General features: G+C 74.5%; 23 protein-coding genes. 18 read left to right on the top strand and 5 right to left on the bottom strand.

Annotated elements, in window-relative coordinates; all coding sequences use genetic code 11:
• Positions 1-97 precede the first annotated feature (97 nt).
• Positions 98-1318 carry an 8-amino-7-oxononanoate synthase gene (locus tag F0L17_RS24445; protein WP_155072717.1) on the bottom strand — a complete coding sequence of 407 codons (1221 nt, stop codon included), beginning with the start codon at positions 1316-1318 and terminating at the stop codon, positions 98-100.
• A gap of 150 nt (positions 1319-1468) precedes the next feature.
• Here F0L17_RS24445 and bioB point away from each other — a divergent pair, with 150 nt between their 5' ends.
• From bioB to F0L17_RS24425, 4 genes are all read left to right on the top strand, one after another.
• Positions 1469-2701: a biotin synthase BioB gene (gene bioB, locus F0L17_RS24440; RefSeq protein WP_155072716.1), complete on the top strand. Its 1233-nt coding sequence runs from the start codon at positions 1469-1471 to the stop codon at positions 2699-2701.
• Entirely contained in the window at positions 2694-4073 is a 1380-nt protein-coding gene (locus F0L17_RS24435) for an adenosylmethionine--8-amino-7-oxononanoate transaminase (protein WP_155072715.1), read from the top strand. The genes bioB and F0L17_RS24435 overlap by 8 nt, the downstream gene beginning before the upstream one ends.
• A gap of 61 nt (positions 4074-4134) precedes the next feature.
• Positions 4135-4866 (top strand): dethiobiotin synthase, encoded by a 732-nt coding sequence (gene bioD / locus F0L17_RS24430; protein ID WP_155072714.1) that lies wholly within the window; start codon positions 4135-4137, stop codon positions 4864-4866.
• Between the two features lie 22 nt (positions 4867-4888).
• A complete protein-coding gene (locus F0L17_RS24425) occupies positions 4889-5557 on the top strand; it encodes a class I SAM-dependent methyltransferase (RefSeq protein WP_155072713.1) in 669 nt (222 codons plus the stop codon).
• Positions 5558-5586: 29 nt separating this feature from the next.
• Here the strand turns inward: F0L17_RS24425 and F0L17_RS24420 are convergent, their stop codons facing one another.
• Both F0L17_RS24420 and F0L17_RS24415 read right to left on the bottom strand, forming a co-directional pair.
• Entirely contained in the window at positions 5587-5958 is a 372-nt protein-coding gene (locus F0L17_RS24420; protein ID WP_162466649.1) for a fic family toxin-antitoxin system, toxin component, read from the bottom strand.
• A complete protein-coding gene (locus tag F0L17_RS24415) occupies positions 5955-6188 on the bottom strand; it encodes an antitoxin (protein WP_162466648.1) in 234 nt (77 codons plus the stop codon). Before F0L17_RS24415 ends, F0L17_RS24420 begins: the two co-directional genes overlap by 4 nt.
• Positions 6189-6348: 160 nt before the next feature.
• Here F0L17_RS24415 and F0L17_RS24410 point away from each other — a divergent pair, with 160 nt between their 5' ends.
• The 9 genes from F0L17_RS24410 to F0L17_RS24370 all read left to right on the top strand — a co-directional run bounded on the left by F0L17_RS24410 (position 6349) and on the right by F0L17_RS24370 (position 15840).
• Entirely contained in the window at positions 6349-7128 is a 780-nt protein-coding gene (locus F0L17_RS24410) for an ATP-binding cassette domain-containing protein (RefSeq protein ID WP_162466647.1), read from the top strand.
• Positions 7129-7215: 87 nt separating this feature from the next.
• Positions 7216-8115, top strand: coding sequence for a TIGR03621 family F420-dependent LLM class oxidoreductase (locus tag F0L17_RS24405; protein ID WP_162466646.1), 900 nt, complete (start codon positions 7216-7218; stop codon positions 8113-8115).
• Positions 8116-8183: 68 nt separating this feature from the next.
• Entirely contained in the window at positions 8184-8669 is a 486-nt protein-coding gene (locus F0L17_RS24400; protein WP_155072712.1) for a GNAT family N-acetyltransferase, read from the top strand.
• A gap of 181 nt (positions 8670-8850) precedes the next feature.
• Complete coding sequence (locus F0L17_RS24395; RefSeq protein ID WP_155072711.1) at positions 8851-10323, top strand: hemolysin family protein; 1473 nt, start codon at positions 8851-8853, stop codon at positions 10321-10323.
• Positions 10320-11327, top strand: a complete 1008-nt coding sequence (locus tag F0L17_RS24390; RefSeq protein WP_155072710.1) for a hemolysin family protein — start codon at positions 10320-10322, stop codon at positions 11325-11327. The genes F0L17_RS24395 and F0L17_RS24390 overlap by 4 nt, the downstream gene beginning before the upstream one ends.
• Before the next feature lie 64 nt (positions 11328-11391).
• Positions 11392-12237 (top strand): SGNH/GDSL hydrolase family protein, encoded by an 846-nt coding sequence (locus F0L17_RS24385; RefSeq protein ID WP_155072709.1) that lies wholly within the window; start codon positions 11392-11394, stop codon positions 12235-12237.
• Positions 12238-12362: 125 nt separating this feature from the next.
• Positions 12363-13793, top strand: coding sequence for an adenylosuccinate lyase (gene purB, locus F0L17_RS24380; protein ID WP_162466645.1), 1431 nt, complete (start codon positions 12363-12365; stop codon positions 13791-13793).
• A gap of 160 nt (positions 13794-13953) precedes the next feature.
• Positions 13954-14484 (top strand): G/U mismatch-specific DNA glycosylase, encoded by a 531-nt coding sequence (gene mug / locus F0L17_RS24375; RefSeq protein WP_238420899.1) that lies wholly within the window; start codon positions 13954-13956, stop codon positions 14482-14484.
• Between the two features lie 207 nt (positions 14485-14691).
• Positions 14692-15840, top strand: coding sequence for an ROK family transcriptional regulator (locus F0L17_RS24370; RefSeq protein ID WP_155072708.1), 1149 nt, complete (start codon positions 14692-14694; stop codon positions 15838-15840).
• Positions 15841-15918: 78 nt separating this feature from the next.
• Here F0L17_RS24370 and F0L17_RS24365 read toward each other — a convergent pair whose 3' ends face one another.
• Positions 15919-16662, bottom strand: coding sequence for a GntR family transcriptional regulator (locus F0L17_RS24365; protein ID WP_162466644.1), 744 nt, complete (start codon positions 16660-16662; stop codon positions 15919-15921).
• Positions 16663-16872: 210 nt separating this feature from the next.
• On the opposite strand from F0L17_RS24365, the gene F0L17_RS24360 reads away from it, so the two are divergent.
• The 5 genes from F0L17_RS24360 to F0L17_RS24340 all read left to right on the top strand — a co-directional run bounded on the left by F0L17_RS24360 (position 16873) and on the right by F0L17_RS24340 (position 22818).
• Positions 16873-17622 carry an SDR family oxidoreductase gene (locus F0L17_RS24360; protein ID WP_155074146.1) on the top strand — a complete coding sequence of 250 codons (750 nt, stop codon included), beginning with the start codon at positions 16873-16875 and terminating at the stop codon, positions 17620-17622.
• A 174-nt stretch (positions 17623-17796) separates the two neighbouring features.
• Positions 17797-18654: an alpha/beta fold hydrolase gene (locus F0L17_RS24355; RefSeq protein WP_155072706.1), complete on the top strand. Its 858-nt coding sequence runs from the start codon at positions 17797-17799 to the stop codon at positions 18652-18654.
• 352 nt (positions 18655-19006) lie between these two features.
• Positions 19007-20602 (top strand): alkaline phosphatase D family protein, encoded by a 1596-nt coding sequence (locus F0L17_RS24350; protein ID WP_155072705.1) that lies wholly within the window; start codon positions 19007-19009, stop codon positions 20600-20602.
• Positions 20603-20627: 25 nt separating this feature from the next.
• Positions 20628-21209: a DUF1990 family protein gene (locus F0L17_RS24345; RefSeq protein WP_155072704.1), complete on the top strand. Its 582-nt coding sequence runs from the start codon at positions 20628-20630 to the stop codon at positions 21207-21209.
• A gap of 100 nt (positions 21210-21309) precedes the next feature.
• Complete coding sequence (locus F0L17_RS24340; RefSeq protein ID WP_155072703.1) at positions 21310-22818, top strand: GNAT family N-acetyltransferase; 1509 nt, start codon at positions 21310-21312, stop codon at positions 22816-22818.
• Here the strand turns inward: F0L17_RS24340 and F0L17_RS24335 are convergent.
• Positions 22766-24028: a trans-sulfuration enzyme family protein gene (locus tag F0L17_RS24335; protein WP_155072702.1), complete on the bottom strand. Its 1263-nt coding sequence runs from the start codon at positions 24026-24028 to the stop codon at positions 22766-22768. The genes F0L17_RS24340 and F0L17_RS24335 overlap by 53 nt on opposite strands.
• Between the last annotated feature and the right edge of the window lie 7 nt (positions 24029-24035).

Raw genomic sequence — 24035 nt, 5'->3', positions numbered from 1 at the left:
CCGCCGCGCGCCGGGCGCCCGTCTGGCACCGCCACTGCGGCCGCTCCCCGACACGGACCGTTCTCCGTCGCCCCGAACGGTGAACTCCGTGCGCCCGTCAGCGCCCTCGGCGCGGCCCTTCGGGCGGGGGCGGCGCGGAGGCGTCCCCCGGCCGGGACGCGTGCGGCGCCGTGCGGGTGACGACGGCGACCGCCGTGTCGAGCTGGTCGTCCGTCAGGTCGGCGCGGGCGGTCAGCCGCAGGCGGGAGACGCCGTCGGGCACCGACGGCGGCCGGAAGCACCCCACGGCCACCCCGGCGTCCCGGCAGTCGGCGGCCCACCGGACGGCCGCTTGGGGGGAGGGGGCGCGCACGGAGACCACGGCGGCGTCCGGAGGGGCGGCCTCCAGCCCCGCGGCGGTCAGCCTGGCGTGCAGCTCCCGGGCGACGGCGCGGACGCGGGCGGCACGGGCGGCCTCGCCGCGCAGCAACCGCAGCGCGGCGAGGGCGGCGCCGGTCGCGGCGGGGGCCAGACCGGTGTCGAAGACGAAGGTGCGGGCGGTGTTGACCAGATGGCCGATCACCCGGGCCGGGCCGAGGACGGCGCCGCCCTGGGCGCCGAGGGCCTTGGAGAGCGTGACGGTGGCGACCGCGCCGGGGCTGCCCGCCAGCCCCGCGGCGTGGAGGGCGCCCCGGCCGCCGTCGCCCAGGACGCCGAGGCTGTGCGCCTCGTCCACCAGCAGCGCCGCGCCCCGCTCCCGGCAGACGGTGGCCAGTTCGCCCAGCGGCGCGGCGTCGCCGTCGACGGAGAAGACGGCGTCGGTGACGACCAGCGCGCGTCCGTCGAAGTCGTCGAGGGTCTTGCGCACGGCGTCGGGAGCGGCGTGCGGGACGACGACGGTCGTGGCGCGGGAGAGCCGGCAACCGTCGATGAGGGAGGCGTGGTTGGCGGCGTCGGAGACCACCTGGGTGCCGCGGTCGGTCAGGGCGGTGACGGCGGCCAGGTTGGCGGCGTAGCCGGAGGAGAACACCAGGGCGGCCTCGAAGCCGCAGAAGTCGGCGAGCTCCGCCTCCAGTTCGGTGTGCAGCTCGGTGGTGCCGGTGACCAGTCGGGAGCCGGTGGCGCCCGCGCCCCAGCGGCGCACCGCGTCCCGGGCCGCCGCGACGACCTCGGGGTGGCGGGTGAGGCCGAGGTAGTCGTTGCCGGCCAGGTCCAGCAGGGAGGAGTCGGCGGGGCGGGGGCGCAGGGAGCGCAGCAGGCCGGCGCGGCGCCGCCGTTCGTGCCGCTCGTCGATCCAGTCGAACGGGTCCGGGGTCGTGCTGCGGTGCTCCTGCGGCATGGCGGGCCGTCCCTCGCCTCCTGTCGGGTCCGCCCAAAGGTAGTCCCGGACGGGTCCGGACAGGGTGTGGCGATACACACACCTTCAGGCGAGTCGTTTGTGGGGGGTCGTCCTTGGCCGCGGGCGACGGCGTACGACAGGATCAGCGCCATGGACCTGCTGAGGACGCTGGTGGACAAGGGGCTGCGGCGCGAGCCGCCCACACGGGACGAGGCGTTGGCCGTGCTGGCGACGTCCGACGACGACCTCCTCGACGTGGTGGCGGCGGCGGGGAAGGTGCGACGCCACTGGTTCGGCCGTCGGGTGAAGCTCAACTACCTGGTCAACCTCAAGTCCGGGCTGTGCCCGGAGGACTGCTCGTACTGCTCGCAACGGCTGGGGTCCAAGGCGGACATCCTCAAGTACACCTGGCTGAAGCCCGAGGAGGCCGCCGCGGCGGCCGGCGCGGGCGTGGCCGGGGGAGCCAAACGGGTGTGTCTGGTGGCCAGCGGGCGCGGCCCCACCGAACGGGACGTGGACCGCGTCTCGAAGACCATCGCCGCCATCAAGGAGCAGCACGGGGAAGTGGAGGTGTGCGCCTGCCTCGGGCTGCTCTCCGACGGCCAGGCGGAGCGGCTGCGCGAGGCGGGCGCGGACGCCTACAACCACAACCTCAACACCTCCGAGGCGACGTACGGCGAGATCACCACCACGCACACCTACGCCGACCGCGTGGCGACGGTCCGGCACGCGCGGTCGGCCGGGCTGTCGGCCTGCTCGGGGCTGATCGCCGGCATGGGCGAGTCGGACGAGGATCTGGTGGACGTGGTCTTCTCGCTGCGTGCCCTGGACCCGGACTCGGTGCCGGTGAACTTCCTCATCCCCTTCGAGGGGACGCCGCTGGCGAAGGAGTGGAACCTCACCCCGCAGCGCTGTCTGCGCATCCTGGCGATGGTCCGGTTCGTCTGCCCCGACGTGGAGGTCCGACTGGCCGGCGGGCGCGAGGTACACCTGCGGTCGATGCAGCCCCTGGCCCTGCACCTGGCCAACTCGATCTTCCTGGGGGACTACCTCACCAGCGAGGGCCAGGCGGGCAAGGCCGACCTGGACATGATCTCCGACGCCGGTTTCGAGGTGGAGGGCGCCGGGGAGCGGACGCTGCCCGAGCACCGGGCGGACGTGGCGGCCGCGGCCGGGTCCGGCTGCGGTGGCCACGGCGGCGCGGAGCACGGCGGCTGCGGTCCGTGCGGCACCGAGGCCGCGACCGGCGACGGGGCCGCCGCAGGAGTCGACTCCACCGCGGACCCCGCGCCGCGGGGCGCGGCGGTGCCCGGACCGCCGCGCACCGACCTGGTGGCCGTACGGCGGCGGGGCGCGGGAACGGAGCTGCCGCCCAATGCCTGACGTTCCGCCCCTCCTCTCCCCCGCGCCCCTCGACGGCCCCGCGAGGAGCGTCGCGGAGTTGCCGGAGCCGTCCCCGGGGCTCTCCTGCGAGGAGTTGCTCGACCTCGACCGGCGCCACGTCTGGCACCCCTACGGTCCGATGCCCGGCCGCTCCGAGCCGCTGGTGGTCTCCTCGGCCTCCGGCGTCCGGCTGCGGCTGGCACGGCCGGCGTGGGGGCGCGAGGAGCTGGTCGACGGCATGTCGTCGTGGTGGTCGGCGATCCACGGCTACCGCCACCCGGTGCTCGACGACGCGGTCCGCTCGCAGGTGGAGCGGATGAGCCATGTGATGTTCGGTGGGCTCACCCACGAACCCGCCGTGCGGCTGGCGAAGCGTCTGGTGGACATCGCCCCCGATGGTCTGGAGCACGTCTTCCTCGCCGACTCCGGTTCGGTGTCGGTGGAGGTGGCGGTGAAGATGTGCCTGCAGTACTGGCGTTCGCTGGGCAGGCCCGACAAGCGGCGGCTGATGACCTGGCGCGGCGGCTACCACGGGGACACCTGGCACCCGATGTCGGTGTGCGACCCGGAGGGCGGCATGCACCACCTGTGGTCGGGGGCGTTGCCGGAGCAGGTGTTCGCCGACGCGCCCCCGGACGGCTTCGACACCGAACCGGATCCGGCCTACACCGCACACCTGAGGAAGACCATCGCCGACCACGCCGACGAGCTGGCCGCCGTGATCGTGGAACCCGTGGTGCAGGGAGCGGGCGGGATGCGCTTCCACTCCCCCGCCTGGCTGCGGGTGCTGCGCGAGGCGTGCGACGAGCACGACGTGCTGTTGGTGCTGGACGAGATCGCCACCGGATTCGGGCGGACGGGGGCGCTGTTCGCCTCCCACCACGCGGGGGTCGCCCCCGATGTGATGTGTGTCGGCAAGGCTCTGACCGGCGGCTATCTGACGATGGCGGCCACGTTGTGCACCACGCGGGTGGCGGATGGCATCTCACGCGGCGAGGTGCCGGTGTTGGCCCACGGCCCGACGTTCATGGGCAACCCGCTGGCCGCCGCGGTGGCGGGCGCCTCCCTGGACCTGCTGCTCGGCCAGGACTGGGCGGGCGAGGTGGGGCGGATCGAGACGGGCCTGCGCGCCGGGCTCGCCGAGGCCGCCGACCTGCCCGGGGTCCGGGACGTGCGGGTGCTGGGCGCGATCGGCGTGGTCCAGCTCGATCACGAGGTGGACACGGCGGCCGCGACGGAGGCCGCGGTGCGCGCGGGCGTGTGGCTGCGGCCGTTCCGCGACCTGGTGTACACCATGCCTCCGTACGTCACCGGCGACGAGGACGTGGCGCGGATCGCGGACGCGGTGTGCGCGGCCGCGCGTGCGGGCTGAGCGCACGCCGAGGGAGCGGGCCCTCGAAGGGGGCTTTGAGGATCGAGGAGAGGCGCGAGGGATGTCGGTGCTGGTGGTCACCGGAACGGGCACGGAGGTCGGCAAGACCGTGGTCACGGCGGCGTTGGCCGCCGCGGCGGTGGCGGCGGGCCGTTCGGTGGCCGTGCTCAAGCCCGCGCAGACCGGGGTCGCCGAGGGCGAGCCGGGGGACGCGGCCGAGGTGCGGCGGCTGGCGGGCCCACGGGTGACCGCCGTGGAACTCGCCCGCTACCCCGAACCGCTGGCGCCCGAGACCGCCGCGCGGCGGGCCGGGCTTCCCCGGGTGCGCCCCGAGGCGGTGGCGGAGACGGCCCGGACGCTGGCCGGGGAGCACGACCTGGTGCTGGTCGAGGGCGCCGGCGGGCTGCTGGTGCGCTTCGACGAACGGGGCTCGACGCTGGCGGACGCGGCCCGGCTGCTGGGCGCGCCGGTGCTGGTGGTCGCCGCGGCCGGGCTGGGCACGCTGAACGCGACGGCGTTGACGGCCGAGGCGCTGCGCTCGCGTGGTCTGGAGTGCGCGGGGGTGGTGGTCGGGAGCTGGCCGGTCGAGCCGGACCTGGCGGCCCGCTGCAACCTGGCCGACCTTCCGGTGGCGGCCGGCGCCCCGCTGGTCGGACTGGTGCCGCAGGGGGCCGGCTCCCTGGAACCCGCGGTGTTCCGGGGGAGCGCGGCGGGCTGGCTCTCCCCGGAGGTGGGCGGCACCTGGGCGGGCGTGTCGCGGCCGGCGGGGGCAGGATCGACACCGTCGAGCTGACCGGACGGCCGGAGGGAACCCCATGGACGCCGACGAGGACGGGACGCCTTCGCGCGGCACCGTGCGCCACCCGCTCTTCGCCCGCTACTACGCCCGCTTCGCCCCCGCCCTGGACGAGCGGGCCGGCGTCGGAGCGCACCGCACCGAACTGTCGGCCGGGCTGTCCGGCCGGGTGGTCGAGGTCGGAGCGGGCAGCGGGCTGAACTTCGCCCGCTACCCGCCCACGGTCCGCCGGGTGGTGGCCGTCGAGCCGGAGCCGGAACTGCGACGCCTGGCGCGGGACGCCGCCTCGCGCGCTCCCGTCCCCGTCGACGTGGTGCCGGGCACGGCGGAGGAGCTGCCCCTGGACGACGGGGAGTTCGACGCCGCCGTGGTGTCACTGGTGCTGTGCTCCGTCCGGGACCTCGAACGCGCCCTGGCGGAGCTGCGGCGGGTGCTGCGCCCCGGTGGCGAGCTGCGCTTCTACGAACACGTCCGGGCCCGGGGCCCCGTCGGCTTCCTGCTCCAACGGGCGCTGGACCGCACGGTGTGGCCGCGGCTCTTCGGCGGCTGCCACACCGGCCGGGATCCGGTGGCCGCGATCGGGGCGGCGGGCTTCGTCGGGGTGTCCCACCGGCGGCTGCGGGTGCCGGAGCGCGGCCTGCCGACCCCGGTCTCGGCCCACGTCCTGGGCGGCGCGCGGCGGCCGTAGCCGCCGGGGCGGCGCGCCGGCGAGGCGCGTCACAGCGTCCAGCCGCGCAGCTCGTCGGCGATGGCGCGGACGTCCGCCGTACCGTCCTTGACCAGTCGGGCCAGGTCACGGACCTGTTCGGGCAGGACGGCGACCTTCAGCCCGCTCGCCACCAGGTAGGCGTAGGCGACGGCGGAGGCGAACAGGGCGTTGGACCGTTCCAGGGCGGGAACGTGCAGCAGGAGCTGGAGGAGGGCCGCGGCGCGGTCGTGGGGGGCGGGGTAGACGAGCCGGTCGAAGACGGCCGCCTCGTGGCGGGCGACCGCGGCGATCAGGGCGCCGTAGTCGGTCACGCGCGGGTCCCCGGGAGTCTTCTCCTCGGCGACCATCAGCAGCCAGGCGAGGTCGATGCGGAGGCTCACGAAGGCCGGTGGCCCTCGCGTTCCCGACCGAACTCCTCGGCGAAGACGGCCTCGTACTGCTTCATGAAGTCGGCCGCGGACTCGACGAAGGTGTGCCCCGCCTCGCCCGCGTCCTGCCGGACCAGCTCCTCGATGTAGCGGTTCACACTGATGCCCCGCTGGAGCGCCCGGCGGCGGGCGGTCTCGGCGGTCGTTTCGTCCACGCGGACGTTCAACTGGGTCTTGGCCACCCCTTAACGCTAGCGCCGATGTGCTAGCACCGGCAAGCGGCGAGGCCCCGGGGCCGCCCCGGAACCCGACCGCCCGGCGGATGCCCGGCCACGCACCGGGTACGGCTCACATGACGGCTCCCGCACGGGACCGTCTTCCCGGCCGACCCATGGAGGCGCGGTGTCCGCGACGGAGCAGAGGACGCGAGAGGTCCCGGCGGACGGGCGGACCGCCGCCCGGACCCGAGGGCTGAGCAAGACCTACGGCAGCGGTGAGACGGCCGTGACGGCGCTCGACTCGGTGGACGTCGACATCCGCGAAGGCCGGTTCACGGCCGTGATGGGGCCCTCCGGCTCGGGCAAGTCGACGCTGATGTACTGCCTCGCGGGGCTGGACACGGTCACCGACGGACGGGTGTGGATCGACGACAGGGAGATCACCGGGCTCGGCGACGCGGAGCTGACGAGACTGCGGCGGGACGAGATCGGCTTCGTCTTCCAGTCCTTCAACCTGCTGCCCACCCTGACCGCGCGGGAGAACATCACCCTGCCCATGGACATCGGTGGCCGCGAACCGGACCCCGAGTGGCTGGACACGGTGATCGACACGCTCCGGCTGCGGGACCGCCTGGAACACCGCCCGACCCAGCTCTCCGGCGGCCAGCAGCAGCGGGTGGCGTGCGCCCGCGCGTTGGCCTCGCGTCCGAAGCTGGTCTTCGCCGACGAGCCGACCGGGAACCTGGACTCGCGCTCCGGCCTGGAGCTGCTGGGCTTCCTGCGCCGGGCCGTGGACGAGCTGGGGCAGACGGTGGTGATGGTGACCCACGATCCGGGCGCCGCGGCCCACGCCGACCTGGTGCTGTACCTGGCCGACGGGCGGATCGTCGACGAGATGCCCGACCCCACGGCGGAGGCCGTGCTGGAACGCATGAAGCGGTTCGACCCCGCCCGGCAGTACTGATCCCGCGCCCCGGGGTCCGACGACACCGAGGCCCGAGGACACCCAGGACCCCGAAGACACCGAAGACACCGAAGACACCGAGGAGGAGTGCCCGTGACGGAGCGACCGTTCCGTTTTGGCGTCAGCCTGGTCGACGTCGGCTCCCGTGACGCCTGGCGCGCCAAGTGCCGCCGCGCCGAGGAGCTGGGGTACGACGTGCTGCTCGTGCCGGACCATCTCGGCGCCCCCGCGCCGTTCCCGGCGCTGGTCGCCGCCGCCGAGGCGACCGAACGGCCCCGGGTGGGGACCTTCGTCCTCAACGCGGGATTCTGGAATCCCGCTCTCCTCGCCCGCGAGGTCGCCTGCTGCGACCGGTTGACGGGTGGACGGCTGGAGCTGGGCCTGGGCACCGGATACGTGCGCTCCGAACACGAACGGGCCGGACTGCCGTGGGAGTCGCCGGGCCGGCGGGTGGACCACCTGGAGCGCACCGTCGCCGAGGTGGAGCGGCTCCTGGCCGACCCCGAGCACGTCCCCGCCCCCGAGCAGCGCCCCCGTCCGCCGCTGCTGATCGGCGGCAACGGCGACCGGGTGCTGCGGGCGGCCGCCCGCCACGCCGACATCGCCGCCTTCACCGGCGGGCAACACCTCCCCGGCGCGCCCGACGGCGTCATGCGGCTGATCTCCCCAAACGAGCTGGAGGAGCGGGTGACCGCCTACCGTCGCCTCGCCGCCGACCGGGACGAGCCCACCGAGCTGAACTTCCTCGTCCAGCGGGTGGTCGTCACCGACGACCGGCGCGGGGCCGCCCGCGAACTGGTCCCGCACGCCATGGGGCTGTCGGAGGACGAACTGCTGGAACACCCGGCCCTGCTCGCCGGCAGCGTCGAGGAGATCGCGGAGCAGGTGCGCGCCCACCGCGAGCGGTACGGCTTCTCCTACGTCTGCGTCCTCGAACCGTGCCTGGAGGCGTTCGGTGCGGTGATCGGGGAGTTGCGGGGCGGCTGACGGGTGACCGGGCGACCACATGGCGGAATCCCCGGCCCCACCGCCCGCCCGGTGGTGGGATCGTCCGCATGGACGATCTTGTGAACGGCACGGCCCCGCGGATACGGGCGGCGACGGCGGCGGACGTCGACGCCGTCCTGGCCTTCTGGAAGGAGGCCGCCAAGGGAACGAGCGTCAGCGACGACCGCGAGGGAGTGACACGGTTGATCGACCGCGATCCGGACGCGCTGCTGTTGGCCGAGCGCGACACGGGGAGGCACGGCGGGGACGGGACGGCGCGACGCGCCGGGGCTCCGGTGGTCGTCGGCACGGTGATCGCGGGCTTCGACGGTTGGCGCTGCCACCTGTACCGGCTCGCGGTCCACCCCGACCACCGTCGCCGGGGCGTGGCCGCGGCGCTGCTCGCGGCGGCCGAGGAGCGGTTCGCCGCGCTGGGCGGACGGCGCTCCGACGCCATGGTGCTCGACGACAACGAACCGGCCCGCCGGGCGTGGCACGCCCTGGGGTACGTGCCCCAACCGCAGTGGAGCCGCTGGGTGAAACCGCTGGTCTGACCCGGCGCCGAGACAACCGGTGGATGCGAGGAGGCTCACCTACGATGGACAGCCCGGTGCGCGTTCCGGGGCGCGTGTTCGAAGGAAAGGTGCGTGAGCGTCCGCCCATGGGCGAGCCTCCCCTCGGCAGAACCGACCACCGCCACCGCCCGACGGCCCCTCCCGGTACGGGGGTGCCCCGATGACCGAAGTCCTCCTCCTGCTCCTGGCCCTGCTGCTGACGCTCGCCTGCGCCGTGTTCGTCGCCGCGGAGTTCTCCCTGACCACGGTGGAGCGCAGCGAGCTGGAGCGGGCCGTCGAGCGCGGCGAGGCGGGCGCCGACAGCGCGCTGAAGGCGGTGCGGTCCCTCACCTTCCAGCTCTCCGGGGCGCAACTGGGCATCACCGTGACCGGTCTGGTCATCGGCATGCTCGCCGAGCCCTCCACCGCCCGACTGCTGGCCGGGCCGCTGCGGGCGGCCGGCCTGCCCTCCTCGGCGGCCTCCTCGGTGGCCCTGGTGATCGGCACCGCGTTGTCCACCGTGGTGCTGATGGTGGTCGGCGAGCTGGTGCCGAAGAACTGGGCGATCTCCCGGCCGCTGCGGGTCGCCCGCCGTGTCGGGGCCCTGCAACGCGGTTTCAGCACCGCGTTCCGTCCGCTGATCACCCATCTGAACAACTCCGCCAACCGCGTCCTGCACCGGCTGGGTCTGGAGCCCACCGAGGAGCTGGCCTCGGCCCGTTCCCCCCAGGAGCTGGTGGCCCTGGCCCGCCACTCGGCGAGGGCGGGCGCGCTGGAGGCGGACACCGCGGAGCTGTTCGTCCGCACCATCCAGCTCTCGGAGCTGACCGCGCAGAGCGTGATGACACCGCGTGTCCAGGTCACCGCCCTGGAGGAGCACACCACCGCCGAGGACGTGGCCAACGCCGCCCGCGCGACGGGCCTGTCCCGCTTCCCCGTCTACCGGGGCAACCTGGACACGGTGGTGGGCGTCGTCCACGTCAAGGACGTCATCGCCGTCCCCGCCGGGCGCCGTCTGCACCACCCGGTCACCGATCTGCTGCGCGAGCCCGTCCTCGTGCCGGAGCCGCTGACCGTGGACCGGCTGCTGGACCGGTTGTCGGGCGGGAACAGCATGGCGGTGGTGATCGACGAGTACGGCGGCACGGCCGGGGTCGTCACCCTGGAGGACATCATCGAGGAGGTCGTGGGCGAGGTCCGCGACGAGCACGACCCGCTCCAGAGCCCCGACCTGGTCCCGGCGGGCGCGGACCTCGAGGGGCGCACGGTCTACGACGCGGACGGCGCGGCCCGCACCGACCAGTTGGAGCGCATCGGGCTGCGCGCCCCGGAGGGGCCGTACGAGACCCTGGCCGGACTGGTCGCCACCGAGCTGGGCCGCATTCCGGCGGTGGGCGACGTCCTCGACATCTCCGGCTGGCGGCTGGAGGTCGTGGACGCGACGGGCCGGCGGGCCGCCGGGGTGCGGCTGACGGCCCCGCCGGAGCCGGAGGGCGACACCTACGGCGCCGACCACCACTACAGCGGCGGACGCCACCACGGCCCCGACATCACCGACGTCGACACCGAAGCCGGCGGGGCCGGCGGGGCCGGCGGTCCGGGCGGAACCGACGACGGAACCGACGGCGGCGACGGCCGGGAGGCACACCGATGACCGCGATCCAACTGTTGATCGGCCTGCTGACACTGGTCGCCAACGCCTTCTTCGTGGGCGCGGAGTTCGCCATGATCTCCGTCCGCCGCAGTCAGATCGAGCCGCTGGCCGAGCGGGGCGAGAAGCGGGCGCGCGGTGTGGTGTGGGGGCTGGAGCACGTGTCGGCGCTGATGGCCGCGGCCCAGCTCGGCATCACCCTGTGCACGCTGGTGCTGGGCGTGGTCGCCGAACCGGCCATCGCTCACCTGCTGGAACCGGTCTTCCACCTGGTGGGCATGCCCGAGGGGTTGATCCACCCGATCGCCTTCGTGATCGCGTTGGCCGTGGCGACGTACCTGCACATGCTCTTCGGCGAGATGGTTCCCAAGAACATCGCGCTGGCCGCGCCCGAGCGGGCCGCGCTGCTGCTGGGCCCGCCGTTGGTGGCCCTCACCCGGGCCCTGCGGCCGGTGATCTTCGGGATCAACGCCCTCGCCAACGCCCTGCTGCGCCTGTTGAAGGTGGAGCCCAAGGACGAGGTGTCGGCGGCCTACTCCGACGACGAGCTGGCCCGGCTCGTGGCGGACTCCAGTGAGGCCGGGCTGCTGGACGAGCGCTCGACGGAGCGGTTGCGCGACGCCCTGGAGCTGGGCCGCCGTCCCGTGGCCGATGTCGTGCGGCCCACCGAGCGCGTCGTCTCGGCCCGGTTCGGCGTCACCCCCGAGGGGCTGGAGCAGCTCTCGGCACGCAGCGGCTTCTCCCGCTTCCCCGTGGTGGACGGTCGCGGCCGGGCGCTGGGGTACCTGCACGTCAAGGACGCGCTCGACGCCGTGCAGCGGGACGCGCCGTTCCCCGCCGCCGCGCTGCGGCCGATCGCCCGGGTGCGAGCGACGACGCCGCTGGACGACGTGCTGGGCGCGATGCGCGGCAGCGGCACCCACCTCGCGGCGGTGATCGGCACGGACGGGCGCGCCGTCGGACTGGTCACCATGGAGGACGTGCTGCGGGAACTGGTCGGCCGGTGACCGGTCCGGGGGGACACTCCCCCTCCCGGTCACATACCAGGTGGTCGGTTACCATGGCCGCGTCATGGACAGCAGACCACGGAACGCATCCGACACCCCCGCCCCACCCGCCATCGGCAGTTTCGTCGCCCTGGGCGACTCCTTCACCGAGGGCATGTCCGACCTGATGCCGGACGGCACCTACCGGGGCTGGGCCGATCTGCTGGCCACCCGGCTGGCCGCGCGCACCGAGGGCTTCCGGTACGCCAACCTGGCGGTGCGCGGCAAGCTCATCGGACAGATCGCAAAGGAGCAGGTCGACGTGGCCGCCGCCATGGGCGCGGACCTGGTGACGCTGGTCGGCGGTCTCAACGACGTGCTGCGCCCGGGGTGCGACATGGGCCGGGTGTGCGGGCTGCTGGAGGAGTCGGTCGCCAGGCTCGCGCCGAACTGCGGGCACCTGGTGCTGATGCGCAGCCCCGGCCGGCGCGGACCGGTGCTGGAACGCTACCGGGCCCGGATGGAGCAGTTGTTCGACTTCATCGACTCCCTGGCCGAGGAACACGGCGCGCTGGTGGTGGACCTCTACGGCTGCGAGGCGCTCGGCGATCCCCGGCTGTGGGCGGACGACCGGCTGCACCTGACCGCCGAGGGCCACCGACGGGTGGCCGAGGCCGTCTGGCAGCGGCTCGGGCACGAGGCCGAGTCGGACTGGCACGCCGCCCTGCCGCCCGCCGTCCTGCCCGGCTGGTACGCGCGCCGCGTCGCCGACCTGCGCTTCACCCGCAGCCATCTGCTCCCCTGGATCGGCCGACGGCTCACCGGACGCTCCTCCGGGGACGGCCTGGCACCCAAGCGGCCCGATCTGGCGCCGCTGAACCCGGCCCCGGACCGGGAGCGGTACCGGCCCGCGGGCCCGGCCGCCGACTGACGGCGGGCCGGCACCGCTCGCGCGCCGGGCCCGACGCGCCCGGTCCACGGGTTCCGACCGCTCCCGGCCGGCCCCGGCGGACCTGGGGCGGTCGGCGTGCGGGGACCCCCGTAGAATCCCCGGGTGTGACCGAGAAGCCGCGCATCCCGAACGTCCTGGCCGGCCGCTACGCCTCCGCGGAGCTGGCCCGCCTGTGGTCCCCCGAGCACAAGGTGGTCCTGGAGCGGCGGCTGTGGCTCGCCGTGCTGCGGGCCCAGAAGGACCTGGGCGTGGACGTTCCGGACGCGGCCCTGGCCGACTACGAGCGGGTGCTCCAGGACGTCGACCTCGCCTCGATCGCCGAGCGCGAGAGGGTCACCCGTCACGACGTGAAGGCGCGGATCGAGGAGTTCAACGCCCTGGCCGGGCACGAGCACGTGCACAAGGGCATGACCTCCCGGGACCTGACGGAGAACGTCGAGCAGCTCCAGATCCGCCTGTCGCTGGAGCTGGTGCGCGACCGCACCGTGGCCGCCCTGGCCCGGCTGGGCCGACTGGCCGCCGAGCACGCCGAGCTGGTGGTGGCGGGCCGCTCCCACAACGTCGCCGCACAGGCCACCACGTTGGGCAAGCGCTTCGCGACCGCCGCCGACGAGCTGCTGGTGGCCCACGCCCGGCTGGAGGAGCTGCTGGGCCGCTATCCGCTGCGCGGTGTCAAGGGCCCGGTGGGCACCTCCCAGGACATGCTGGACCTGTTGGGCGGCGACGCGGGCAAGCTGTCCGACCTGGAGGCGCGGATCGCCGCGCACCTCGGTTTCGGGGACACCCTCACCTCCGTCGGCCAGGTCTACCCGCGCTCGTTGGACTACGAGGTGGTGACCGCGCTGGTGCAGTTGGCCGCCGCCCCCTCCTCGCTGGCCAAGACCATCCGGCTGATGGCCGGGCACGAGCTGGTGACCGAGGGCTTCAAGCCGGGCCAGGTCGGCTCCTCGGCGATGCCGCACAAGATGAACACCCGCTCCTGCGAGCGCGTGAACGGTTTCGCCGTCATCCTGCGCGGCTACGCGTCGATGGTCGGCGAGCTGGCGGGCGACCAGTGGAACGAGGGCGACGTCTCCTGTTCGGTGGTGCGCCGCGTCGCCCTGCCCGACGCCTTCTTCGCCCTCGACGGTCTGCTGGAGACCTTCCTGACGGTGCTGGACGAGTTCGGCGCGTTCCCGGCGGTCGTGGCCCGCGAACTGGACCGCTACCTGCCGTTCCTGGCCACCACCAAGGTGCTGATGGGCGCGGTGCGGGCCGGCGTGGGGCGGGAGACGGCCCACGAGGCGATCAAGGAGCACGCGGTGGCCTCGGCCCTGGCGCTGCGCGAGGGCGCCGAACGCAACGAGCTGCTGGACCGGCTGGCCGCCGACGAGCGCGTCCCGCTGGACCGGGGGGAGTTGGACGCCCTGCTGGCCGACCGGCTCTCCTTCACCGGCGCGGCCGGCGACCAGGTCGCCTCGGTGGTGGCACGGATCGAGGAGATCGCCAAGCGGCACCCGGAGGCCGCGGCCTACACGCCGGGCGCGATCCTCTGACGTCTCCACGGCTCCCGCGCGGGTCTCCCTCCCCGGCCGGCCCGACTGTCCCCGGTCCTTCCGGGAAGGAGACCCCGTGGGTGACCGTCGAGTGATCATCGGGAGAGCCGTGCCGAGGAACATGCCGGGAGAGTCGGAGGGGGCCGTGTCCGGGGCCGAGATGGAGGAGCTGCGCGCCCGCACCGTCCCGGACGTGGTGGCCGAGGGGCTGCGCGTGCTGTTCTGCGGGATCAACCCCGGTCTGACGACCGCCCGGCTGGGCCACCACTTCGCCCACCCGGGCAATCGTTTCTGGCCGGTGCTGCACGCCTCCGGCTTCACTCCCCGGCGGCTGAAGCCCTCCGAACAGGGCGAACTGCTCTCCTACGGGCTGGGCATCACCAACATCTCCCCCCGGCCCACCGCCCGCGCCGACGAGTTGACCACCGAGGAGTTCCGCGAGGGCGGCCGGGTGCTGACGGAGAAGGTGGCGCGGTTGCGTCCGGCCTGGCTGGCGGTGGTGGGTGTGACCGCCTACCGGGTGGCCTTCGGGGACCGGAAGGCGCGGATCGGCCCACAGGAGGCGGCGATCGGCGACACCCGGGTCTGGGTGCTGCCCAACCCCAGCGGACTCAACGCCCACTGGACGCTGGAGACGATGGCCGAGGAGTTCGGCCGGTTGCGCGCCGCCGCGTCCGGCGGTCCGGTCTGACGGTCGCCCGCCCGTGGGGCGGCACCGGCGGGGCGCGGCGGCCACCGCCCGCGCGTCGGCCGCGGCCTGCCCCGCGCTCCTCCTCGCCGGCCTCGACGCTCCCCCTCCGCCGTCCTCCGTCCCGATCTCCGCTCCCCGGCTCTCGCCCCCGCCCCGCTCGCCGGATACGATCCGGCGACAGATGTGCACTTCCCGGGGAGGCGGACGTTGGGGCGGCTCACCGGCAGGGACCCATCCCTGCTGCGCAGGATCAACTCCACCGTCGTCCTGCGCGCGTTGCGCGCCGCCGAGGGCGCGCCGACACTGTCGGACCTGGCCCAGGCCACGGAGTTGTCCCGGCCCACGGTCGAGGGCGTGGTGGAGCAGTTGGTGGACGCGGGGCTGGTCGCCGAGGTGGCCGCCTCCCCCGGTGACGTACGGCGGCAGGGGCGTCCGGCGCGCCGCTACCGTTTCCGCGCCGAGGCCGGCCATCTGCTCGGGGTGGAGATCGGGCCGCACCGGGTGGCCGCCGTCCTGGCCGACCTGGCCGGGGAACGGCTGGGCGCGGTCGCCCGTGAGGTCTCCGAGCAGGCCTCGGCCGACGAGCGGCTGGAGCGGGTGCGGGGAGTGGTCTCCGAGCTGTTGCGCGGTTGCGAGGTGCCGCGCAGCACCCTGCGCGCGGTGGGGGTGGGCAGTCCCGGGATCGTGGAGACCGGCGGAACGGTGCGGTTGTGCACCGCGCTGCCGGGCTGGACGGGGTTGCCGCTGGGCGAGCGGCTGCGGCGCTCGTTCCGCTGCCCGGTGCTGGTGGAGAACGACGCGAACGCCGCCGTGCTGGCCGAACACTGGGTGGGCGCGGCCACCGGCTCCGACGACGTGGTGTTCGTCCTGGCCGGGTTGAGCCCGGGAGCCGGCTCCCTGATCGGCGGACGGCTGCACCGGGGGTTCGGCGGCGCGGCCGGTGAGATCGGCGCCCTCCACCTGTTGGGGCGGGAGGCCACTCCGGAACACCTGCTGTCCACGACCGGCGAGCCACTGCACCCGCTGGACGAGGCCGCGGTGGCGCGGGTGTTCGCCCTGGCGCGGGGAGGGGACGAGCGGGCACGGCAGGCCGTGGAGCGGTTCATCCGCCGGTTGGTGCACGACGTGGCCGCGCTGGTGTTGGCCCTGGACCCGGAGCTGGTGGTCGTCGGTGGTTGGGCCACCGGGCTGGACGGGGTGTTGGCCCCGCTCCGCCGCGAGCTGGAGCGCTACTGCCTGCGTCCACCGCGGGTGACGCTGTCACGGCTGGGCGGCGAGGCCATCGCCACCGGTGCGCTGCGGCTGGCGCTCGGCCACGTCGAGGAGGAGCTGTTCGAGGTGGAGGGAACGGTCTGACCGGGACGCCCCGACGCGTCGCGCCCGCCGCCCCGGGCCGGGGGCGACACGGGGCGCACCGGTCACCGACCGTTCCGCTCAGCTCGCCAGCAGGGAGACCGCGCCGGAGTCGCCGAAGGTGAGGCGGCAGGTGTCGGCGCGGTAGGTGGCGACGGCCACCGCCGCGGTCCCGCCGGCGGCGAGGTAGCGGGTGGTGACGACGAGGACGGGCGAGCCGGGCAGCCTGTCCAGTCGCCTGGCGTCCTCGGCGCGGGCCGAGCCCAGCTCCACGGCCCGCTCCTGACCGCCGAGTTCGAGGCGGTTCAGCTCGCGCAGGACGGCTCGGCCACGGGCGGTGCCGGCGTCGGTCTCGATGCCGGACAGTCCGGGCACCGAGGCGGCCGGTACGTACAGCAGCTCGGTGGCGACCGCCTGACCGTGGACCGTGCGGACGCGGTGGACGACGTGGACCGCGTGGTCGTCCGCCGTGCCCAGGGCCCGGGCCACCGCGGCCGGGGGGACGGTCGTCTCACAGCCCTCGGTCTGCCAGGCGTCCCCCTGAGCGCCCGGCCAACTGTGGTGCGCGGGCCCCACGTCGACGCCGACGCGCGGCGGGGCGACGGTGGTGCCGACCCCGCGGCGACGCTGGAGGCGTCCCTCCAGCTCCAGCTGTTCCAGGGCCTGGCGGAGGGTGGCGCGGGCGACGCCGAAACGGGCGGCGAGCTCGCGTTCGTTCGGCAGGACCTCCCCCACCGCGAACTCCGAGTCGAGCGCTTTCGCCAGCACGGTCTTGAGGTGCCAGTACTTCGGCTCCGGCACCGTCTCCAGTTGCGTGGTCCCCACCCTGTGCCTCCGCAGTCACCGTCTCCCGCCGGGGTCCGTGCCCCGACGGGGTTTATGCGCGCTTGTTTTTTAAAGGTTGTTTCGTATGGGGACGATAGGGAGCCGCGCCCCACTTGGTCAAGACCAATCCCCCTCGCTACCGTGCCGGGCATGCCACACACCGACCGGTGGACGGCCGGCCGGGACCTCTACGGAAGGACGGGGGCGGGGATGGAACGACGGGTGACGGTGGTCACCGGTGCCAGTCGCGGCATCGGAGCGGCGGTCGCACGGCGGTTGGCGCGGGCCGGACACGACGTGGCCGTCGGCTACGAACGTTCGCGGGACGCGGCCGAGGCCACGGTCGAGGCGGTGCGGGCCGAGGGACGCGAAGCGGTCGCCGTACGGTTGGACGTCGGGTCGGAGGCCGAGGTCGACGCCTTCTTCGAGGAGGCCGCCGGGCGGCTGGGGCCGGTCACGGGCGCGGTCCTCAACGCCGGGATCACCGGGCCGCTGGGGCGCTTCACCGAGACCCCCACGGAGGTGATGCGCCGGGTGGTGGACGTCAACGTCGTGGGAACGCTGCTGTGCGCGCGGCGGGCGGCCCTGTCGATGTCCACGCGCCACGGCGGAGGCGGCGGCGCGATCGTCACGATCTCCTCGTGCGCGGCGACGCTCGGCAGCCCCGGGGAGTACGTCCACTACGCCGCGACCAAGGCGGCGGTGGACGCCCTGACGGTGGGGTTGGCCAAGGAGTTGGGCCCGGAGGGAGTGCGGGTGAACTCCGTGCAGCCCGGGACGGTCCTCACCGACGTCCACGCCGCCATGGGCGATCCGGAACGGCCGTGGCGCAAGGCCGAGGTCATTCCGATGGGTCGCCCCGGGGAGCCGGAGGAGGTGGCGGGAGCGGTCGCCTGGCTGCTGTCACCGGAGGCGTCGTACACCACGGGTGCGGTGCTGCGGGTGAGCGGCGGGCTGTGACGTTCGACGCCGCCCGCTGCGTGCCGCGCCGTTCCCCCGGAGGGCACCGGGGCGCGGCACGGACGGCGGGACGGTCCCGGGCCCTCTTTCCCGACCGACCGGCTGCTGACAGAGTGTCCACGAACCGCCCGGTTCCGTCGACTCGACGCCGTCCGTGTTCGCTGGGAGAGCAGTATGTCCGCACCCTCACAGACCTCGTTCGTCCGCGTCTCGCCCGTCGGCCGTCCGGCGTTCACGGTCGCCTACGAACGGCACGGCCGCGGGGAGCCGGTGGTCCTGCTGCACGGCATCGGTCATCACCGGCAGGCATGGGAGCCGGTGACGGGCATCCTCGCCGCCTCGCACGAGGTCGTGGCGCTGGACCTGCCGGGATTCGGCGAGTCGCCCGCGCTGCCGGACGGGATGCCGCACGACCACGCCGCGCTGGTGCCGTTGCTGGCGGAGGTCTTCACCGAACTGGGACTGGACCGCCCGCACGTGGTGGGCAACTCGCTCGGCGGCCTGCTCGCCCTGGAGCTGGGCCGTCGCGGCCACGCCCGGTCGGTGACCGCCCTGTCCCCCGCCGGTTTCTGGACCGAACCGGAGCGACGCTACGCCTTCGCCGTGCTGACCGGGATGCGGGCCGGCGCCAGGGCCCTCCCCCAGCCGGTGGTCGAGCAGATGGCGCGCAGCGCGGTCGGCCGGGCCGCGCTGACCGGCACCATCTACGCCCGTCCCGGCCGCCGCTCGCCCGAGGCGGTGGTCGCCGAGACGCGCGCGCTGCGTGAGGCGCCCGGCTTCGAGGCGACGCTGACCGCCGGGCGCGCGGGGAGCCGCGCGGGGAACGGGGCGTCGTACGCCGCGGACGTGCCGGACGTCCCCGTCACCATCGCCTGGGGGGCCGGTGACCGGCTGCTGTTCCCCCGGCAGGGGGTGCGGGCCAAGCGGTCGATCCCCGGCGCCCGGCTGGTGCGGCTGCCGGGGTGCGGGCACGTGCCGATGAACGACGACCCGGCACTGGTGGCGCGGGTGATCCTGGAGACCATCGGCTGACTTCCGGCCCCTCCGGCCCTTCGGCACAGTCGGCCCTTCGCACAGTCGGCGCGGTGCCCGCGGGACACGGGAACGGCGGTCCCCTCCCACCGCCCTCCCGCGCAGCGTGCGGACGCGCCCGCCGGCGGCCCGACGGCGCTGTGGTGACGGAGAGGTTACGCACCATGTCACCCGCACCGGGCACATTTGGACGATTCCGGTCAAGCAAGCGGCATGCTGTTCGAGTGGCAAGTGAACTTGTCATTTTCACGTCGCTCTTCGCTCGCCTGCCGCCCGTCACGGCGTTCCCCGAGGATCGCCACCATGGACGCCCGTACGACTGCCGATCCACCGATCTTCCGGAGGTCCGTCCATGGCACGAGAGGACTCCCCGCCCGTCCGCACCGCCCCCGCCCGGCGCGCGGTCCTGCGCGGCACGCTGGCGGCCTCGACGGCGCTGACGCTGCCGGGCGTCTCCCTGGGTGCGGCGGCGCCGGCCCTGGCCCTGTCCGGCCGGCCGCGCGCCGACTGGGGCGTGCAGGTGGGCGAGGTGACGACCACCTCCGGACTGGTGTGGGTGCGGGCGGACCGCCCGGCCCGGATGCTGGTGGAGGTCTCGACCACGGAGTCCTTCCGCAATCCCAGGCGGATGTACGGCCCGCTCCTCGGTCCGGACACGGACTTCACCGGGACGACGGCGCTGCACGGGCTGCCCCCGGGGCGGCGGGTGCGCTACCGGGTGGTGCTGACCGACCCGGACGACCCGCGCCGCACGAGCGAGCCGGTGTACGGCACCTTCCGCACCGCCCCGGCGCGACGCCGGGACGGGCTGCGGTTCGTCTGGTCGGGCGACCTGGCGGGGCAGGGGTGGGGCATCAACCCCGACCGGGGCGGTTACCCCATCTTCGACGAGATGGCCCGGCTGGAGCCGGACTTCTTCCTCTTCAGCGGGGACACCGTCTACGCCGACGGCCCCCTGACGGAGACCGTGGCGCTGCCGGACGGCGGGGTCTGGCGCAACCTCGTCACCGAGGAGAAGGCGAAGGTCGCCGAGACGCTGGCCGAGTACCGGGGCAACTTCCGCTACAACCTGATGGCGGAGTCCCTGCGTCGCTTCAACGCCCGGGTGCCCTCGATCGTGCAGTGGGACGACCACGAGGTGGTCAACAACTGGTACCCGGGGGAGATCCTGAGCGACGAGCGCTACACCGAGCGACGCGTGGACGTGCTGGCGGCACGGGCACGACGGGCGTTCGGCGAGTACTTCCCCCTGTCCCCGTCCTCCCGGCGGCGCAACCGCGACGGCCGGATCCACCGGGTGGTGCGGTACGGCCCCCTGCTGGACGTCTTCGTGCTGGACATGCGCACCCACCGGAACGCCAACTCCCCCGGTCGGGAGACCGTCGAGCCACAGGGTGTGCTGGGGGCCGAGCAGTTGGCCTGGCTCAAGCGCGAGCTGACGCGCTCACAGGCGGTGTGGAAGGTGATCGCCTCCGACATGCCGCTGGGGCTGGTCGTCTCCGACGGCGCGAACGTGGAGGCGGTGGCGCAGGGCGACCCCGGCGCGCCGCTGGGCAGGGAGCTGCAGATCGCCGAGCTGCTGCGGTTCGTCAAGCACCGGCGGATCACGGGCACGGTGTGGCTGACCGCCGACGTGCACCACACCTCGGCCCAGCACTACGCCCCGGAGCGGGCGGCGTTCAAGGACTTCGCGCCTTTCTGGGAGTTCGTCTCCGGCCCGTTGAACGCGGGCGCCTTCCCGGCGAGCGCGCTGGACGGCACGTTCGGCCCGGAGCGGGTCTTCGTCAAGGCACCCCTGCGAGGGAACGTGTCGCCGAGCGAGGGTCACCAGTTCTACGGGCAGGTGGACATCGACGGCGACAGCGGCGAGATGACGGTGCGACTGCGCGAGGAGGGCGGCGCGGTGCTGTTCACGAAGACGCTCCGACCGGGCCGGGTCGGACAGTGACGGGCAGGACGCCTACGCTGCCTCCATGGACGACCGCGACGACCGTGACGACCGCGACGGCGATCACGACGACGACCGCACGGAGGACCCCACCGCCGGCCTGACGTACGCCGGGGCGGGTGCCACCCGCGAGGACGACCTCTCCCGGTTCCCACCGGGGTTCGGGAGGTTGCGGGTGCGCACCCGCCTCGGGTCGGGTCCGGAGGTCTTCCGGGCCGCCGCCGACGCCGTGCTGACCTGGCGGATGCACCGGGCCATGGGAGTGGAGATGGCGACCGTCGCCCCGCGCGCCGAGCCGGGCGTGCGCGTGGTGGTGGGCCTGGGCGTCGGACGGCTGCGGCTCCACGCCCCCTGCCGGGTGGTGTGGACGGCGGCCGGCGCGCGGCGGGCCGGCTTCGGGTACGGGACGCTGCCCGGCCACCCGGAACGCGGCGAGGAGGCGTTCGTCGTGGAGTGGGCCGGCGACGGGTCGGTGTGGCTGGAGGTGCGGGCGTTCAGCCGGCCCGACCTGTGGTGGGTGCGGGCCGTCGGGCCGATCGTCCCCCTGTTCCAGCGGCTGTACGCCCGGCGGTGCGGAGCGGTGCTGCGACGTCTCTCGACCGGATGACGAAGCGCGCGACAAAAAGGGCATGATTCCCAGATGGCGCTTAACCCATCGGTCACAGATCGTTCGTGATCACGCAACACCGGTCCGCGAGAGTGGCGCCATGACCGAGACTCCCGCACACCGCGCCGACCGCCCCGCCACCCGCCGCGGAGGGCACGGCACGCACCACTGGCGGCACGACCTGATCGAACTGGCCGCGCTGTTCACGGCCGTGACCGTGGCGGACAGCATCGCGAAGACGGTGGCCCACGGCCCCGACGGCCCCGTCCTGTTGATGGTGTCGGCCGCCGCGCTGCTGGCCACGGCAGGGATCCACCTGTGGTGGTCACGACGGCGCCACCACCCCCCGCCCGATCCCGACTCCCCGGCGCGGCAGGCCGGGGCGGCCGCCACCAGCGGTGAGACGCCGGCGCCCTCCCCGGCCGGTCCCACCGGGGAGGAGTCGCCGGTGCTGTGGCGGCTGCGCACCACCGTGCGGGAGGAGCCGGGATCGCTCGCCGCGCTGTGCGGCGCGCTGGCGGAGTACCGGGTGGACGTCGTCGGGCTCCAGACCCACCCGCTGGGCGAGGTGACGGTGGACGAGTTCATGCTGCGGGCGCCCTGGTCGCTGGAGGCCGCCACGCTGCGCCGGGCGGTCTCCTCGGCGGGTGGTCGGGAGACCTGGTTGGAGCGCGCCGACGCCCACGACATGGTGGACGTCCCCACCCGGGTGCTGGAGCTGGCCACCCGCACCGCCCTGGACAGCGCCGAACTGCCGCTCGCGCTGCGCCGGCTGCTCGGACGCTGCACCATCCGTTCGGTCCCCGCGCGCACGGCGGACACCCCCCGGCCCGAGGGGGTCGGCGAGACCGGGGACGCCGGGGACGCCGGGGAAGACGTGCCGCAGGAGGGCGTGTTGGAGGGGACGACGATGCGCCTGCGCGACCCGCGCGGCGGGACGGTCGCCGTCGAGCGCCCCCACCTGCCCTTCACCCCCACCGAGTTCGCCCGGGCCCGGGCCCTGGTCCGGCTCGACGCCCTGCTGGACACCCAGCTCGCCCCCCACCCGGACGGGGCCGTCACCCCCGGGGGCGCCTCCGGCCGGATGCCGCGCCGCCGCGAGAGGCTCACGCTCCGGGAGGGCAACGAGATCACCGTGCGGCGGGCGGACACCCGTGACCTCCAGGCCGCCCGCGCCATGCACCGACGGTGCTCGACGCGCACGCTGAGCGCGCGCTACCACGGCCCGGTCAAGGACGCCGACCGCTACCTGGACCACCTGCTCAGCCCGCGGTTCGGCCGTACCCTGGCCGCCGAGACACCGGCGGGGAAGCTGGTGGCGCTGGGGCACCTGCTGTGGGACGGCGACGAGACCGAGGTGGCCCTCCTCGTCGAGGACGTCTGGCAGCGCCGCGGCATCGGCGCCGAACTGCTGCGCCGACTGGTGGAGATGGCCGCGGAGGCGCGCAGCGAGAGCGTCTACGCCGTGACGCAGGCGTCCAACACCGGCATGGTGGCGGCGATGCGCGGCCTGGGGTTGCCGCTGGACTACCAGGTCGAGGAGGGCACCCTGGTGATCACCGCCCGGCTCGCTCCGGTTCCCGCGACGACGGAGACGGGCGGGCACTGAGCTCCCCGGCGCCGCCCTCCTCGGAGCCGTCCTCGGAGCCACTCTCGCCGGCGTGCCCCGCCCCGAGGGCGGCGTCGAGGTCCCGCCACAGGTCCTCGACGTCCTCCAGGCCGACCGACATGCGCAGCAGCTTCTCGCCGATCCCACCGGTGCGGCGGTTGTCCTCGCCGATGATGCGGTGGCTGATGGAGCCGGGGTGCTGGATGAGGGTGTCCACGCTGCCGAGGCTGACGGCCGGGGTGATCAGCCGCACTCCCGCGATCACCCGGTGCGGATCGCCGCGCACCTCGAAGGAGACCATGGCGCCACCGAGCCGGGGGTAGTGGACGCGGGCGACGCGCGGGTCGTCCGCCAGGCGCCGGACCAGTTCGGCGGCGGTGGCGGACTGCGCCCGCACCCGCACCGGCAGGGTGGACAGGCCGCGCAGCAGCAGATAGCCGGCCCAGGGGTGGAGCACCCCACCGGTGGCGAAGCGGATCCTGCGCAGCTCCCGGGCCGTGGACTCGTCGCAGGCGACGACGCCGCCGAGGACGTCGCCGTGGCCGCCCAGGTACTTGGTGGCGCTGTGCAGCACCATCCGGGCGCCGTGCTCGACCGGGCGCTGCAGGACGGGGGTGGCGAAGGTGTTGTCGACCAACAGCGGCACCGATCCGCAGGCGTGGGCCACGGCATCGAGGTCCACCTCGGACAGGGTGGGGTTGGCCGGGGACTCCACCACCACCAGACCGGTGTCGTGACGGATGGCGTCGGCGATGCCGGCAGGGTCCGCCCAGGTCACCTCGGTGCCCAGCAGCCCGCTGGTGAGCAGGTGGTCGCTGCACCCGTACAGCGGCCGCACCGCCACGACGTGCCGCAGTCCCGCCGCGGACCGGGCCAGGAGCACGGCGGTCAGCGCCGCCATTCCGCTGGCGAAGGCGACGGCCGCCTCCGCCCCCTCCAGGCGGGCCAGGGCGGTCTCGAAGCGCGCCACGGTGGGGTTGTCGAGCCGGGCGTAGACCGGCGGGCCGTCCGGCAGGACGCCGGTGGCGGCGAACGCGTCGAGCCGGGCGGCCTCGGCGCGGCTGTCGTGGGAGGGGTAGGTGGTGGACAGGTCCAGGGGGGCGGTGTGCAGGCCGAGGGCCGCGAGGTCCTCGCGTCCGGCGTGCACGGCTTCGGTGACCAACGACCGGGCCGGCGTCGTCGGTGTCGTGTCCATGCTGTCCTTGGTCATACGGCGA

It is taken from the genome of Streptomyces taklimakanensis (genome assembly GCF_009709575.1).
GTDB lineage: Bacteria > Actinomycetota > Actinomycetes > Streptomycetales > Streptomycetaceae > Streptomyces > Streptomyces taklimakanensis.
The sequence above is the reverse complement of the archived record's forward strand: the minus strand, read 5'-3'. Positions and strand labels throughout refer to the sequence as shown.